Below are 14,930 nucleotides of genomic sequence, written 5' to 3'. Positions count from 1 at the left end.
GGCTCTGCCCGCGTTTCTTGTTTCTGCTGGCTTAGTTGAACGCGGGATCGTGCAGCCGCCGAAGCGCCAGCTTGGCTGGCGCGAGCTGGGAGGCGGAAAGTTCACGCGGGCAGAGCCCGCGTCGTCGGCCGGATCAGGCTGGCGCCTGTCCGCCGGCCGTGCCGGGTGATGCCGCTCTCGCAGCACCGGCGCGAACGCAGTCGCGCCTTCACCCGTCAGTCAAACAGACTGCTCACGCTCGTCTCGTCCGCGATCCGCTTGATCGCTTCCGCCAACAACGGCGCGATCGTCAGGTGGCGGATCTTCTCCGCCTTGCCGATCGATTCGTGGTTCCCGATCGAGTCGGTGATGACCAGCTCGCGCAGCGACGAGCCCTCGACCCTCGCCACCGCGCCGCCCGACAGCACGCCGTGCGTCACATAGGCGACGACGTCCTCCGCCCCCGCTTCACGCAGCGCGGCCGCCGCGTTGCAGAGCGTGCCCGCCGAATCGACGATGTCGTCGATCAGCACACAGAAGCGCCCCTCGACATCGCCGATGATGTTCATGACCTCTGATTCGCCCGCGCGCTCGCGTCGCTTGTCGACGATCGCGAGCGGGGCGTTGTCGAGCCGCTTCGACAAGGCGCGCGCGCGCACCACGCCGCCGACGTCGGGCGAGACGACCATCAGGTTCTTGTCGCCGAAGCGCGTGCGGATGTCCGCGCTCATGACGGGGGCGGCGAACAGATTGTCGGTCGGGATGTCGAAGAAGCCCTGGATTTGTCCGGCGTGGAGATCGACCGACAGCACGCGGTCCGCACCCGCGGTCGTGATCAGGTTCGCGACGAGCTTGGCCGAGATCGGCGTGCGCGGCCCCGGTTTGCGGTCCTGCCGCGCGTAACCGAAATATGGGATCACCGCGGTGATCCGCTTCGCCGACGCGCGGTGACACGCGTCGATCATGATCAGCAGCTCCATCAGATTGTCGTTGACCGGGTAGCTGGTCGACTGGAGCAGGAACACGTCCTCGCCGCGGACATTCTCCATGATCTCGACGAAGATCTCCTCGTCGGCGAACCGCCTGACCAGCGCCTCGGTCAGGGGCACCTCGAGATAATCCGAGATCGCGGTGGCGAGCGGCAGGTTGGAGTTGCCGGTCAACAGCTTCATGGTCGAATACCCTTTCGCGCGTCGGCTTTAGCCGTCGTGCGCGCGATGGCAATGGGCGGGGGTGTGGGGCGCCGGGAAGTCGGCCCCGGCATCAGGCCTGGGTGGGCGCAGGCGAGGTCTGCTTTCGCCCACAATGCGATATTCGGCTAATGTTAGTTCCGCCTGAGAGCGGATGTTACGCCCTCTTCTTCCACCGGCATCGTCAAGCGATGGGGCCGCTCCCGTTCCTTTCTGCTATGGCCTCACCATACTCGAATTGTTCGATCAACAATTTATATCCTTCGGCATCTTATAAATAATTTTACCCTGCGCAGCGTTATGACATCGCATCACTTTTGTGAGTTCGTTATCATGAAAGCACGGCAATGCCTGTGGCGAGTATATCCACTTATGGCAATCTTGGGTTGTATTACATCGTGCTCGCCGGGTGTTCACGCAAGCGTTCTCCGTCTCGACCTCTATGCAATAGTAAATGGTCGCAAAGCCAAGGCGTCAGAAGATTGGTTAATAACGACCAAGGATAGTGGTATCACACCCTCGTTTATCAGGGTTAAGGGCAATGCCTTGCGCCTTCCTGTGGGACAAGCGGGTGACATATTTGCTCTGTTTCGTGCTGTATATCGAGGAGAGGTGGAAACCTGGGATACAATTGTCTTTACGGTAGATGGTATTATAGGCACCGGACACACGAAATCAGCTCGCGCTCGGACATTTACGGAGCGTCATGCAGATGCTGTCAAACTCAATGCGGGAAGGCCGATCGAGATTTGTCGGCCCGAACCTCAATCTCGCCGGTCCGAACCCGGTTCTTACCTGTCCAAACTCCCGCCACCCCAAACAGTTTGCCCTTATTTGATATTCGTACCGGGTAGCGCGCGCAAAGTGGCTACTGTTCTGCAAGTCGGGAAGGAATACAAACTTGGTAAAAACCGCGTTATTATTAAGCACGTATATGCATCGTACTTGCCAATCAGCAGTGGCGATCTTGACCAGCGCGCGTCTGACAGCGCTTCCAGCACCCAGCCTGGCCCGCTTACCGGTGTCTACGTGCCCAATCCGCGGGAGCCGTCGACGCTGGTAAATCTTCGTTCGCGTGAGTTTAAAAGATAGCGCTAAATATCCCTCTCGGTCTCGGTACCACGGCTTTATGCCGCGACCCTCCTGTGGCGGGATAAAAAATTATCTAACTGGCTTGCTCAGCCGGCTTTCCCCGGTGCGGTAGTAGTTGCCTCTTTCTGCACGGCGGAGATGCAACTCGTCACAATGGTTATCACGACCGCCACCCCCTTAAGGGCAGAACGTCCGCTCACGCCCACAATGCAACGGAGGGCTGATGATCGGTGAACGTCCGCTTCCCACCAAAAGCGGACATTCGAACCACCGGCCCTAGTTACCGCCCCTGCGCGCGCCAGCGTTGGATGACGCGCTGGACGATCTGATCCTCGCCGCCGACCTCGCGCCACAATTCGGTGAAGACGGGGTCGGCCGATGCCGGGCGCTTCGCGGGTTCGAGCGTGTCGAGCGCGACGCGGACGGGGATCGACACGCCCTCGCCGCAGATGATGCACTCGCGGTTCCTGAGCGCGGGGATCGAATCAAGAAAGCCCCGTGCGCCCTCGGGCATGGCGGCGCGGACGAACGCCTGATCGCGCTCGTTGTTGAGCCGCATCGCGATGATCGTGCCGCACTGCGACAGCACGCCTTCGGCGAGATCGGACGGACGCTGCGTGATCAGGCCCAGCGAGACGCCGTATTTGCGGCCTTCCTTGGCGATGCGGCTTAGGATGCGCGACACCGCGCCCTGGCGCTCGCGGTCGGAGGGGACGTAGCGGTGCGCCTCCTCGCAGACCAGCAGGATCGGGCGCTGCGGCTCGTTACGCGACCAGATCGCGAAGTCGAACACCATGCGGCTGAGCACCGCGACGACGACGGAGGTGATCTCGCTCGGCACGCCCGACACGTCGATGATCGAGATCGGCTTGCCGCCGCCGGGCAGGCGGAAGATGCGCGACACGAACGCCGCCATCGTGTCGGCGACGAGCATGCCGGAGAACATGAAACCGAAGCGCGGATCGGCCTTGATCTCCTCGATCTTGGTCTTGAGCCTGAGGTAGGGCGCGGTGGAGCCGGCGCGGTCCATCTTGCCCATCTCCTGCTGGATCAGCTGCAACAGGTCGCTGAGCAGATAGGGCACCGGCGCGTCGACGGTGAGTTTGGGGATCTCCTGCCCCACTCGCCCCTTGGCGCGCGAGGCGAGCAGGCATTTGGCGAGGATGTCGGCATCGACCTGCCGATCGGCGCCCGAGGAGGTGAGGAACACCTCGCAATGTTCCTCGAAGTTCATCAGCCAATAAGGCATCTGAAGGTTGTTGACGTCGTGCAGCGCGCCATTGTCGCGAAACGCCGCGGCATATTCGCCGTGCGGGTCGATCATCACGATATGGCCCTGCGGCGCCATTTCGCAGATGCGGTGGAGGATCAGCGCGGCGGCGGTCGACTTGCCGGTACCGGTGGAACCCAGCAGCGCGAAATGCTTGCCGAGCATCGCATCGACGAACAACGCGCTGCGGACGTGATCGGTCGGGTAGACGTGCCCGACCTCGATCACGCTGCGATCGTCGGCGGCATAGACCTGCGCCAGATCGTCGGCGGTGACGGGAAACACCTCGGTGCCCGGCATCGGGTAGCGGGTGACGCCGCGGCGGAAGTTGAACAAGCGGCGGGTCAGCCGCTCCTCATCGCCCTCACCGAGGAAATCGACCGCGGCGACGATCTGCCCGGCGGCACCGGGGGCGAGTTGGAGCGAGCGGATGCTGGCGATCAACCACGCCTGGCCGATGCGCACCTTGAGCTGGCCGCCGACCTGCCCCGCGCTCGCGAGCACGGCGTCAGTGCTGGCGGCGAGCGGCGTCAGCGCGGCAATGTCGAGCACCACCTCGCTGCGCGATCCCGCGACCTCGAGCACGTAGCCGATCGGCTCTGCGGGCGAGGCGATGCCGCCGGGAGCCGCCATCGCTTGCGCGAAGACGTGGGAGGAAGGCTGGTCGTTCATGCAGGTACGCCGATCATGCCTGACAGCGATAACGGGCAGGTGTAAATTTTGGGTAATTGCGTCCGAAGCGGAGGGATACGTGCGTGATCTACGTCCTACGCGCGATCCGCCCCGCGCCCCAGCCGAGCAAGGCCGACAAGGCGACCGCGGTCAGGCCGTAGAGGATCGCGTGGCGATCGGCGGCGCGCGTCACGAACCGCTCGAACCCGGTCTTGCGCACGTCGATGTCGCGCACCGCGGCGGCGAGTACGCGCCCGTCGCGGATCAGGAAGGTTTCTGCGGTGAAGCGCCCGGTCGGCACGCGCGCGGGGATGGTCAGGCGCGCGCGGTAGAGCACGCCGCCGGTGATCTCGACCGCGCCGGGTGCCTCGACGAACAAGCCGGTGCGGCGGCGCTGCTCGACCAGTCCGCGGGTGAAGCGGTCCTGTACCACCGACGGCGCGGCGGAGGCGGGCGAGAGTTGCAGGCTGTCGAGCCCCAGTTCGTAGATCGCGCGGGTGCGCGCATCTACGAGCGCGGCGATCGGGCGCGACGAGGCAATGGCGTAGAAGGACGGTGCCGAGCGGTAGCGCAGCGCCTCCGCATTGACCCAGATGCCGGCGACCTTTTCCTTTTCGCGGATGATGATCGACTGCGCCGGGCCTTTCAGCACGATCGCAACATCGGTGCGGTGGCCGGGCTCGGGCAGGCGACCGCCGGGATAGAGGATCGCACCGAACAGCAGCAATTCCGCGCCGGTGAAGCTGTACTTGATCTCGATATCGCGCTGCGACACGTCGGGAACGAGCACGGGTTTCGCCTGCCCCATCACCAGCGGCGCGGCGAGCAGCAGCGCCAAGCGGGCGCGCGCACGCTTCACGACAGTTCAACCGTGTAGATCTCGTCCGGGCGCCAGGCGAGGCCGAGCGCGACGCGCAGGCACACCAGCAGCACGACGACCGCGAGGGCGAGCCGCAGATATTCGGGCCGCGCACGATTGGCAAAGCGTGCGCCGATCTGCGCACCCGCGACCGATCCGACCAGCAACAACCCGGCCAGCACGATGTCGACCGCCTTGGTGGTGGTGGCGTGAACCATCGTCGCCACCATCGTCACGAACAGCGTCTGGAACAGCGAGGTGCCAACGACGACACTGGTCGCCATGCCGAGCAGGTAGATCATCGCCGGCACCAGGATGAACCCGCCGCCCACCCCCAGCAGCACGGTGAGCATGCCGACCCCGAGCCCGAGCAGCAGCGGCGCGAGCGGCGAGATGTAGAGCCCCGAGGCGTAGAAGCGCGTCCGCCACGGCAGGCTCGCGACCAGCGGGTGATGGCGGCGGCGGCGCGGGCGGGATGCGGCGGCACCATGCAGCACGCGGATCGAGCGGATCGCCTCCGTCGCCATCAACGTGCCGATCCAGCCGAGCAGCACGACGTAGATGATGCCGATCACCGTATCGATCTGCCCCGACGCCTGCAGGAAGCGGAACAGGAACGCGCCGACCATCGATCCGACCACGCCGCCCGCCACCAGGATCGCGCCCATCTTCACGTCGACGCCGCCGCGGCGGAAATGCGCGAACACGCCCGACACGCTCGCCCCGGTCACCTGGCTCGCCGCCGAGGCCGCCGCGACGGTCGGCGGGATGCCGTAGACGATCAACAGCGGCGTGGTCAGGAAGCCGCCGCCGACGCCGAACATTCCCGACAGAAGTCCGACGCCCGCGCCCAGCGCGATCATCACCAGCGCGTTCACCGACAGGTTCGCGATCGGCAGGTAGACGTCCATGGCGCCGGGTTAGTCGTTTACCGCCGGGCGCGATAGCCGCGGGCGGCGCACCACGCCTTCGTCACGTCAGAAATCGGTACCGAGCGACAGCACCGCACCCGATCCCGGCCGGGCGTTGCCGGCCACGCGCTCGCGCCATTGTATCCCGATGCGGATCGCGCGGCGGTCGACCGGCAGCACCACGATCGCCGCGGGGCCGAGATCGAGCCGCGATGCGCGGCGCTGCGCCGCGCCCCAGGCGCCGACGCCCAGTTCGACGTGCATGGCGTCGCGCGTCACCACCGGTCGCGCGATCACCAGGGCGCCGTCGACGTAACCATCGGCACGGTTACGCGCGACGACCCCCGCCTGCGCGTAGCCATCCGCTTGCAGGCCAGCGCCGAGCGGCAGCGCGCCGACGCCGCCGACGAGCCCCAGCGCGGGGCCGCCGCGGATGCCGGCGACACCGATCCGCTGTTCGGCGACGAGCCGGACCGGCAGGCGCGTCGGCTGCCATTCGACGCCCAGCGCGGCTTCCTGCTGGCGCGTACCGAGCGCGGCGGCGACACGCGCCACCGCCGCCACGCGACCGCTTCGATCGAGTCGGTAGGCAAGACGCGCGCCGACCTGACCGCCGCCCAGTTGCGGCGTCGCGACCCCGCCGGCCGCGCCGCTGCCGCGGACCAGCGCCCACCCGCTGCCGGACCAGCGCGCGCGGCGCGGCAGCGTGGCCGCGACCGGTTGCGCCGCGTCGCCGCCTGCTTGAGCATCGAGAAGCGGCGCAATTGGCGCGGAGGCAACGGTTGCGATCACGGGGACGAGCGGGGGTGAGATGCGGCGTGCAGGTGCTGTCGCCACCAAGGGTGTGGCACGGTCGCGGCGCGCGAGGGTGACGATCGCAGTCTCGCGCGGCAGCGACAGGCGCGCGATCGTCGACGCGGCAGCGCTGCCGAGCGCGATCAGCGGCGCCGGCGCGGGTTGCCTGGCGGGGGATGCGGCGGCGATGCGCCGTGCCGCGACGACCCGATCGAGCGCGGGATCGGGCCACAGCAGCGCGATGCGCGCGCCGCTCCAGCCGCCGACCACCAGCATCAGGAAGCGCAGGGGACGCCCCTCGCCGCCGATGCCGCGCGCGAGCATCCCGCGCGCGTTCATGCCGGGCCGGGCAGCGCTGCGGGGAAGCGATGCGCGGTCTTGTCCCAGCGCGGTGCGCGGCCCGCCAGCATGCCCATGTAGCGCCACACCGCGCGCCTGGCGGCGAGCAGCGCGATGACGTTGCCCAGCACCGCGCGCGGCACCGATCGCAGCCCCTCGCGCCAGCCATGTTCGTGCGCGGTGGCGCGCGCGCGCACCAGAAGCCGCCACGCGAGCAGCGCGGCGTTGATCGACAACAAGGCCGCGAGCAGATCGGTGATCGCGGGCGGCGCGCTGTCGAGCCAGGCGTGACCCAGCATCGACACGCCCCAGGCGACGAGCGCCAGGTAACCGACCGCGAGCGTCAGGACCGCGAGCGGCGCGCGCCGGTCACGCATGCGCATCCACAATTCGACGAGGCGCCAGCGACCGCCCCAGCCGGTACGATCCCAGCCGGCGAGCGCGATGCCCGTCATCCAGCGCGCTTTCTGCACCACCGCGGCGGCGACCGTGTCGGGGAAATAGGCGCGCACCGCCACCAGCGTGCCGTTCGCATCGCGCGCGCGCACGAAGCGGCTGCTGAAGCCGAGCGCCGCGACGCGCAGGCCGAGCTCGTAATCTTCGGTCAGGCTGGCAGGCTCGAACGGTGCGTCACCGGTCGCACGCGCGAGCCGGTCGAGCGCGTCGCGCCGGATCGCGCAGCCGACGCCCGCGAGCGGCATCGCCGCGCCGAGCGCATTCCGTACCGGCAAGGCAATCGCGTGCGCGAGCGCGAACTCGTCGGCGTAATGCCCCGTTACCATCGGTGCGGCGGGATCGATCAACGGGACGACGGGCAATTGCACCAGCGCGTGGTCGCCCAAGTGATGCGCGACCACGCGCAGCTCGCACGGATGAAGCACGTCCTCCGCGTCGTGGAGGATCACCGCGCGCGTTCGTCGTCCCGCACACGCGTCGTCGCGTTCGAGCGCGCGCCACAGCGTGTTGAGGCAATCGGCCTTGGTGGTCGGACCGGCGCGCTCACCCACCACCAGCCGGACGCGCGGGTCGTGCGCCGCCACCGCGCGTACCGCCGCAACCGTGCCCGGGTCGTTTGGATAGCAGCCGACGAAGATGCGGTAATCGGGATAATCGACCCGCCGGAGCGCCGCGGTCAGCATCGCACCGATCACCGCCTGCTCGTCCCACGCGCCAACGAAGATCGCGAGCGGCGGTGTCGCGCCGGCTGGCAGGTCGGTCACGAGGCCGGCGGGTTGGCGGCAGAACAGATACGCCAAGTCGACCAGCAGATCGTCGATGCCGCCGATGAAGAACATGATCGCGGCGAACAGCATCGTTTCGTGCAGCACGACCTCGCAGGCCGCGAGGCCCGCTGTGACAACGCTTTCCATTGGTGCCCCCGCGCCAATTACGCGCGACAAATCTGCAAAATACATGATCGGGGCACAAGCCGGAGAAATTTACGCTTTGTGACGTCGGGCGATCATTGTCCGGGGCCGCGGATGTACAGTGATCGCGCGTCGTGCGCGCTCCCCGTTCGTGTTCAAGGGGAAATCTATCGGGGGATGGAGAACAAAAGCGGCGCGGCTGCGTTCGCGATTTTGGTCCCTTTATCCCCCTTTCGGGACCGGTACCGTTCCCAAGCCGGTACAGGCCGCGCCGTCGCGTAACCAGCGGCGCGGCCGATCGGTATCGAACCGGGCGCGACGCCGACCGGGATCGGCGCCGTATCCTCACTTTACCAGTAGAAGTTGCGGATCACGTCCACCACGACGCCGCGGCGCGGGTCGACGAGGATCACGTCGTTGTAGTGGCGCACCCAGCGCGTGTAGCCGCGCGCCGGCGGCAGGCGGTAGCGCCACGGATCGTTGATGACGTAGCGCGACCCGTAGAAGTTGGGCGCGATGCGGACACCGGGCCGGAACGTCTGGTAGCCGAACGGCGCGCGCCAGTTGCCACGGGCGTAGAGCGCGCGGTTCTGCTGGCGGTAGGCCGACCAGTCGCCACGACCCCAGTCGCGTCCGCGATCGCCCTGCCAATCGCGGCCACGGTCACCGTAGCGGCCGCGCAGGTCCTCGCGATATTCCCGGCGCGCCTCGCGCAGGTCGCCGCGCTGGTCGCGGATGTCGCCGCGATCGCCGTAGCGATAGGCACGGTCGAGATCGCGCTGCTCGCGGCGGATGTCCTGGCGGTCGCGCCGCAACTCGTCGCGCGACTGCGCCGTGGCGACGGTGGGGATCGCGGGCAATGCCACGGCGGCGAGCATGGCGGTGGTGATCAGACGACGCATCAACTTGCTCCTCTTCACGGCCCCTCGCCGAACGGGCGAGTGGGCATGAAGCGAGGATTAGCCCTGCGCGACTGAACCGCGCGGGAATGCATTCGTCAGCGAAACGACAGCTTCGCGCGTGCAGCGGGACCGGCGGGCGTGGGGCGACGCCGTTACGGCTGGTCGCGACCGCCCGGACGCCCGCCAGCCCCGCCGCCCGCACCAGGCGCACCGACCGCGCCGATGTTGCCGAACAGTTCGGAGAAGAAACTGCGGCTGCGGCCCAAAGTCGGCGTCGTCTTCTTCGACGGATCGATCGAGACGACCTGATCGACGCCCGACTTGCGGATCGCGGTGACGTTACCCGCGGCGTCGAAGCTGATCCGCATGGTCAACTGATCAACCGCCTTAGGCGGGTTGAACGCGAGATTGCGGCTGTCGCGCGCGATATAATACCAGTCGCCCTGGTTGAACTGACTCGCGAAGCTCGGATGACCCAGCGTCGCCAGGACTGACTGGCGATTGTCGACCCCCGGCTGCACCGAATTCACCAGATCGGCGTCGACGATGTAACCCTGGTGCGAGCGCAGCGGCGTGCAGCCCGCGGCCAGCAGCCCGGCGGTGAGGGCGAGAGGAAGAAGGAAACGCATGGACTCTCCGGCGGACTCGGGTTCGAGGGTGCGCACCCGCCCGCGAGCACGCATCAACGAGGACGGTCGAGTGCCCGGACGTGGACAGGTGCGACCTTTGCCCCCAATATGCCCGGCGTGGGCGCGACACAAGCGCGCCCGCATCGACGCCATTGTTGTTGAAGTGTTGAGATATCTTGGGCTGGCTCAAATCCCTGTTCGCCGGGCGTGATCGCGCCGCTGCACTGCCGCTGTACGATGCGGTGATCGCGCGCGCGCGCGCGCCGCATTGGTATCTGGACGGCGCGGTGCCCGACACGCTCGACGGGCGGTTCGACATGGTCGCGGCGGTGCTGGCGATGGTGCAGCTGCGGCTGGAGCGCGATCCCGACGGAGCCGCGCCGTCGGCGTTGCTGACCGAGCGCTTCGTCGACGACATGGACGCGCAGGTGCGTCAGATCGGCTTCGGCGACATGGTGGTCGGCAAGCACGTCGGGCGGATGATGGGGATGCTGGGCGGACGGCTGGGTGCGTATCGCGAGGGGATCGCGCAGGGGACGCTCGATGCCGCGCTGGTGCGCAACCTGTACCGCGGCGAGGCACCCGATCCGGGAGCCGTCGCGCATGTCCGGCGCGAATTGCTCGCGCTCCACGCGGCGCTGGAGCAGACGTCGATCGACGCGCTGATGGAAGGACGGCTGCCATGAGCGTCGAGGGCACGCCCGAGTTCAGCCGCGTCGAGCGGCTAGACGCGATCGGATCGGAGCCGCGCGAAGTGATGATCAGCGCGCGCGAGGCCGAACGCACAGCACTCGCCGAACGATTCGGATTGCTCGCGGTCGAGCGGCTCGAAGGCCGCTTCACCGTGCGGCAGGAGGCCGCGGGCGTCGCGGTGCGCGGGCGGGTGACCGCAACCGTGACCCAGGCGTGTTCGGTGACGGGCGATCCGATCCCGGCGCAGATCGACGAAGGCGTCGAGCTGCGCTTCGTCCATCCGCAGGGCGCGCACGCGGGCGACGAGGAGGAGCACGAGCTTGCCGGCGAGGAGATCGACACGGTCGAGATCAAGGGCGGCGGCATTGATCTCGGCGAAACCGCGGCCGAGACGATGGTGCTGGCGCTCGATCCGTTCCCGCGCAGTCCGCGCGCGGCCGAGGTCCTGCGCGAGGCGGGTGTCATCACCGAGGAAGAGGCGCGACCCGCCAGCCCGTTCGCGGCGCTAAAGGCCAAGCTGGAAGGCGGCGCCTGAGCACGTCACCCCGGACCTGATCCGGGGTCCCGCTTACCCTCGCGATCGGAGACGCGCGACCTCGGGTGACATCCGCGCTTTCGCGATCCTATTCCGCGCCTTCGGCGCGCGCGCCGGTGATCATCCGCTGCGCGATCGCGCGCACCGCCGCATCGTCCTTGGTGTCGTCACGCGCCGGATCGCCGAGGTGGTCGAGGCTGCCTTCGAGAAAGTCGAGCAGACCGGGATGCCGCGCCTCGACGTACTCGATCAGCTTGAAGAGCAGATGCTCGCTCGCGATTTCGCGGCGGCGGGCCTGGACGGCGGTGTCGTCGGTCATGGTCTTGGCTCCGTTGGCGTGAGGACGCACAACGCACGGGCGCGCGGATGGGGGCATGTCTGCCCGACGCCGCCGCATCGATCGTCGCTGCGGCGCGCGCGGTGAGGCAGCCGGTCGGTCAGGCGGGCGTGGCGCTCACCCCACCGCCGCGCAGCCTGATCGCCGCCGCGAGCGCAAAGGTCGCGCCGAAGAAGGCCACCGCGGCCCACCAGTAATAATGCGCCGGGGTGAAATGCTCGACCATCATCTTGGTCAGCGACAGCAACGATCCGAGACTGGCGAGCAGCAGCGACACTTTCAGCGTCAGATCAATGAGACGGTCCACGGATACGCTCTGGCAGGATGATGCGGATCGGCCTAGGACGGCAACCGTTGACAAAGCCCTGGAAAGGCGAAGACCGGCCTGGCGCGCGATGTTCGAGCAAAGCCGGATTGCCGACACTGTGCCGGTCGGGCATCCTCGCGGCAAGCTGGCGGGAGGACGAGCATATGAGGGTGTTTCGCGTGCTGCTGATCACCGGCTGGTCCGCGCTCGTCGTCTATACGGCATGTGTCGTCGCGCGGCACGGCCTCGACCTGTTGCCCGTCTTCTTCGGCGACATCGCCGCGGTGACGTGGCCGGGCCAGTTCAACACGGATTTTCTCTGCTTCCTCGTTTTGGCGGCGCTGTGGACGGCGTGGCGCAACGATTTCAGCGCCGGCGGGCTGCTGCTTGCGGCGCTGGCGTTCATCGGCGGAGCGGGGTTCATGCTGCCCTATCTGCTGCTGCTCAGCATTCGCGCACGGCTTGGCATGCCGGAGGTGTTGATGGGCGCGGCGCGGGTACGCCGGTGGTTGGCGGCGCAGCGATCGGGCGAGGCGTGACCCGCCTTTCTACAGCAGTGCCAGCTCCACCAGCCGCCCGACCAGCACCGGCGGCATCGCCGCGACGCCGTCAACCGTATCGCCCGACAGATCCTCGGGTGCTTCGTGCGCCTCGAGATAGCGCCAGCCCTGGTGCGCGCGGCGCGGGCGGGCGTGGATGAGGTGAAAATCGGGCGAGAGATGGATCGTGACGCGGCCACCCTCCGCCTCACCGAACCCGGTAATCGGCGAGCGCGCGACGAGCTGGTGCTTGATGATCCAGTAGAGCGAACCGCGCCCCGCGACCTCCTCGTGCCGCTTGGGCAGGTAGCGCGTCGTCAGAAACAGCTCGCCCGCGGCGGCGCGCGCCTTCAGGCGGTCTGTCAGGACGTCGAGGCTGGTCGCGCCGAACGCGACCTTGGTTAAATGCAATGGTGGCAGGGACATGCCCTGCTGATGTGGGTCAGCCCGACAGCCCCCACAAGGCCGCGAGCCCCAGGAACGACAGGAACCCCATCACGTCGGTCGCGGTGGTCACGAACACCGCCGAGGATACCGCGGGGTCGACGTTCGCCTTGTCGAGCGCGACCGGCACGATGACGCCGACGAGCCCCGCAACGACGCTGTTGATCATCATCGCGATCGCGAACACGATCGAGAGCTGCAGGTGGCCGAGCACGAGATAGCTGCCGACCGCGCCGACGGTGCCGAGCGCGACGCCGTTGGCGAGCGCGATGCGGAATTCGCGGAACAGCATGCGCAGCGTGTTGGAGCTGGTGAGCTGGTTGGTGGCGAGCGCGCGCACCATGACCGCGAGCGTCTGCGTCCCCGCATTGCCGCCGAGCGCGGAGACGATCGGCATGAGCGCGGCGAGCAACGCGAAGCGCGCGATCTCGCCCTGAAACAACCCGACGACCGAGGCCGACAGGATCGTCGCGCCCAAATTGACCACCAGCCAAGCGACGCGCGTGCGCACGGTCAGCCGGATCGGCTCGTTGATGTCGCCCTCGCCCGCGCCCGACAGGCGCAGCACGTCCTCGCCCGCTTCCTGCTGGATGATGTGGACGATGTCGTCGACGGTGATCATGCCGACCAGCCGGCCGGAGCCGTCGACCACCGCCGCCGAGATCAACGCGTATTTCTGGAAGCGGAGCGCGACCTCCTCCTGGTCCATGTCGACCGGGATCAGCGTCTGCTCGCGCTGCATTACGTCCGCCATGGCGATCCCGCGCGGCGTGCGCAGGATCCACGACAGCGCGCAGGTGCCGACCGGACGGTGTGCCGGGTCGACCACGAAGATTTCCCAGAAGTCGGTCAACAGCTCGTCGTGGCCGCGCAGGTAATCGAGCGTATCGCCCACCGTCCAATGTTCGGGCACCGCGACCAGGTCGCGCTGCATCAGGCGTCCGGCCGACTCTTCGGGATAGGAGAGCGCTTCCTCGATCGCGGCGCGGTCGTCGGGCTCCATCGCGCGCAGGACCTCGCGCTGGTCCTCGACGTCCATGTCCTCGATGATCGCAACCGCGTCGTCGGTGTCGAGTTCGCTCGCGATGTCGGCGACCTGCCGCGCGTCGAGCGCGTCGATCAGCGATTCGCGAACATAGTCGTTCATCTCCGCGAACACGTCGGCATCGAGCTGGTCGGCGATCGCGGCGGCGAGGTCGCGGCGGCGGTCCTCGGGCGTCAGCTCGAACAGGTCGGCGATGTCGGCCGGGTGCAGCGGCGCGACGAGCGCGCGCGCGGCATCGACGTCGCCGTCCTCGACCGCGTCCAGCACCGCCGCGACGAAGGCGGGTTTCAGCCGGTCGTCCTCGTCGAGCTGATTGGGGGCGAGCTGGTCGCTCTGCTCGACGGCCTCGTCACGTTCGAGGTCGGGAAGCTCGGTCTCGCTCATGTCGCGTGCCTCCCTGCTGTGCGCTGACTGAGCGCGCCTTATCGTCGGGGCACGCGATTGACCATGCACCATTTGCCCGGCTCGGCCGTTTGCCTCCCGCGGCGTGCGACACTAACTGTGCGACACGAACACGAAAGGATTTTTGAGTGGCCGATACCTTTTCCACCCTGACGCTGACGCTTGACGGCGGCGACGTGACGATCCGCTTCCGCCCCGATCTCGCGCCCGAGCACGTCAAGCGTATCGGCGAGCTCGCCAACGAAGGCTTCTACGACGGCGTGCCCTTTCACCGCGTCATTCCCGGCTTCATGGCGCAGGGCGGCGACGGCGGAAACCACAACGGCACCGGCGGGTCGAAGAAGCCCAACCTCAAGCAGGAATTCAGCAAGGAGCCGCACGTGCGCGGCACCTGCTCGATGGCGCGGACGATGGACCCGAACTCGGCCAATTCGCAGTTCTTCATCTGCTTCGACGATGCGCGCTTCCTCGACAACCAGTACACTGTCTGGGGCGAGGTGACCGACGGCATGGAGCTGATCGACGCACTGCCCAAGGGCGAGCCGCCGCGCGAGCCGGGCAAGATCGTCAAGGCGAAAGCGGAGTAAGCATCCGCCCGAGGCTCGCCGCGTCGAGCGCGGCGG

Annotated in this window: 16 protein-coding genes; 4 read left to right on the top strand and 12 right to left on the bottom strand. The window is 67.6% G+C overall.

What is annotated here, in order from left to right; genetic code table 11:
* Positions 1 to 215: 215 nt before the first annotated feature.
* The 8 genes from Q0579_RS10125 to bamE form a co-directional block, all read right to left on the bottom strand.
* A complete protein-coding gene (locus Q0579_RS10125; RefSeq protein WP_219769256.1) occupies positions 216 to 1,151 on the bottom strand; it encodes a ribose-phosphate pyrophosphokinase in 936 nt (311 codons plus the stop codon).
* A 1,390-nt stretch (positions 1,152 to 2,541) separates the two neighbouring features.
* Positions 2,542 to 4,164, bottom strand: coding sequence for a DUF87 domain-containing protein (locus tag Q0579_RS10120; RefSeq protein ID WP_298811902.1), 1,623 nt, complete (start codon positions 4,162 to 4,164; stop codon positions 2,542 to 2,544).
* Between the two features lie 127 nt (positions 4,165 to 4,291).
* Positions 4,292 to 5,011, bottom strand: coding sequence for a TIGR02186 family protein (locus Q0579_RS10115; RefSeq protein WP_298811901.1), 720 nt, complete (start codon positions 5,009 to 5,011; stop codon positions 4,292 to 4,294).
* 47 nt (positions 5,012 to 5,058) lie between these two features.
* On the bottom strand, positions 5,059 to 5,973 hold the full coding sequence (locus Q0579_RS10110; protein ID WP_298811838.1) for a sulfite exporter TauE/SafE family protein: 915 nt from the start codon (positions 5,971 to 5,973) through the stop codon (positions 5,059 to 5,061).
* Between the two features lie 66 nt (positions 5,974 to 6,039).
* Positions 6,040 to 7,107 carry a hypothetical protein gene (locus Q0579_RS10105; RefSeq protein ID WP_298811837.1) on the bottom strand — a complete coding sequence of 356 codons (1,068 nt, stop codon included), beginning with the start codon at positions 7,105 to 7,107 and terminating at the stop codon, positions 6,040 to 6,042.
* The gene (locus Q0579_RS10100) at positions 7,104 to 8,477 is read right to left on the bottom strand and encodes a glycosyl transferase family protein (protein WP_298811835.1); all 1,374 of its coding nucleotides are present in this window, start codon (positions 8,475 to 8,477) and stop codon (positions 7,104 to 7,106) included. Before Q0579_RS10100 ends, Q0579_RS10105 begins: the two co-directional genes overlap by 4 nt.
* A 347-nt stretch (positions 8,478 to 8,824) precedes the next feature.
* Entirely contained in the window at positions 8,825 to 9,376 is a 552-nt protein-coding gene (locus tag Q0579_RS10095; protein WP_298811834.1) for an RcnB family protein, read from the bottom strand.
* A 152-nt stretch (positions 9,377 to 9,528) separates the two neighbouring features.
* Positions 9,529 to 10,005: an outer membrane protein assembly factor BamE gene (bamE, locus tag Q0579_RS10090; RefSeq protein ID WP_298811832.1), complete on the bottom strand. Its 477-nt coding sequence runs from the start codon at positions 10,003 to 10,005 to the stop codon at positions 9,529 to 9,531.
* A 176-nt stretch (positions 10,006 to 10,181) separates the two neighbouring features.
* Here bamE and Q0579_RS10085 point away from each other — a divergent pair, with 176 nt between their 5' ends.
* Together Q0579_RS10085 and Q0579_RS10080 are read left to right on the top strand one after the other, a co-directional pair.
* Positions 10,182 to 10,691 carry a ubiquinol-cytochrome C chaperone family protein gene (locus Q0579_RS10085; protein ID WP_298811831.1) on the top strand — a complete coding sequence of 170 codons (510 nt, stop codon included), beginning with the start codon at positions 10,182 to 10,184 and terminating at the stop codon, positions 10,689 to 10,691.
* The gene (locus Q0579_RS10080) at positions 10,688 to 11,233 is read left to right on the top strand and encodes a DUF177 domain-containing protein (RefSeq protein WP_298811830.1); all 546 of its coding nucleotides are present in this window, start codon (positions 10,688 to 10,690) and stop codon (positions 11,231 to 11,233) included. The genes Q0579_RS10085 and Q0579_RS10080 overlap by 4 nt, the downstream gene beginning before the upstream one ends.
* Positions 11,234 to 11,321: 88 nt before the next feature.
* On the opposite strand, the gene Q0579_RS10075 is transcribed toward Q0579_RS10080, so the two are convergent.
* Together Q0579_RS10075 and Q0579_RS10070 are read right to left on the bottom strand one after the other, a co-directional pair.
* Positions 11,322 to 11,552 (bottom strand): hypothetical protein, encoded by a 231-nt coding sequence (locus tag Q0579_RS10075; RefSeq protein ID WP_298811828.1) that lies wholly within the window; start codon positions 11,550 to 11,552, stop codon positions 11,322 to 11,324.
* A gap of 118 nt (positions 11,553 to 11,670) precedes the next feature.
* The gene (locus Q0579_RS10070; RefSeq protein WP_298811826.1) at positions 11,671 to 11,877 is read right to left on the bottom strand and encodes a hypothetical protein; all 207 of its coding nucleotides are present in this window, start codon (positions 11,875 to 11,877) and stop codon (positions 11,671 to 11,673) included.
* Positions 11,878 to 12,056: 179 nt separating this feature from the next.
* Here Q0579_RS10070 and Q0579_RS10065 point away from each other — a divergent pair, with 179 nt between their 5' ends.
* Positions 12,057 to 12,416, top strand: coding sequence for a hypothetical protein (locus Q0579_RS10065; protein WP_298811824.1), 360 nt, complete (start codon positions 12,057 to 12,059; stop codon positions 12,414 to 12,416).
* Positions 12,417 to 12,425: 9 nt separating this feature from the next.
* On the opposite strand, the gene Q0579_RS10060 is transcribed toward Q0579_RS10065, so the two are convergent.
* Together Q0579_RS10060 and mgtE are read right to left on the bottom strand one after the other, a co-directional pair.
* A complete protein-coding gene (locus Q0579_RS10060; RefSeq protein WP_298811823.1) occupies positions 12,426 to 12,842 on the bottom strand; it encodes a DUF1489 domain-containing protein in 417 nt (138 codons plus the stop codon).
* 16 nt (positions 12,843 to 12,858) lie between these two features.
* Positions 12,859 to 14,289 (bottom strand): magnesium transporter, encoded by a 1,431-nt coding sequence (gene mgtE / locus Q0579_RS10055; RefSeq protein WP_298811821.1) that lies wholly within the window; start codon positions 14,287 to 14,289, stop codon positions 12,859 to 12,861.
* Positions 14,290 to 14,435: 146 nt separating this feature from the next.
* Between mgtE and Q0579_RS10050 the strand changes: the two genes are divergently transcribed.
* Positions 14,436 to 14,894 (top strand): peptidylprolyl isomerase, encoded by a 459-nt coding sequence (locus Q0579_RS10050; protein WP_298811820.1) that lies wholly within the window; start codon positions 14,436 to 14,438, stop codon positions 14,892 to 14,894.
* The last annotated feature ends 36 nt before the right edge of the window (positions 14,895 to 14,930 follow it).

The sequence above is a fragment of the uncultured Sphingomonas sp. genome (assembly GCF_936927845.1).
Classification (GTDB): domain Bacteria; phylum Pseudomonadota; class Alphaproteobacteria; order Sphingomonadales; family Sphingomonadaceae; genus Sphingomonas.
The sequence above is the reverse complement of the archived record's forward strand: the minus strand, read 5'-3'. Positions and strand labels throughout refer to the sequence as shown.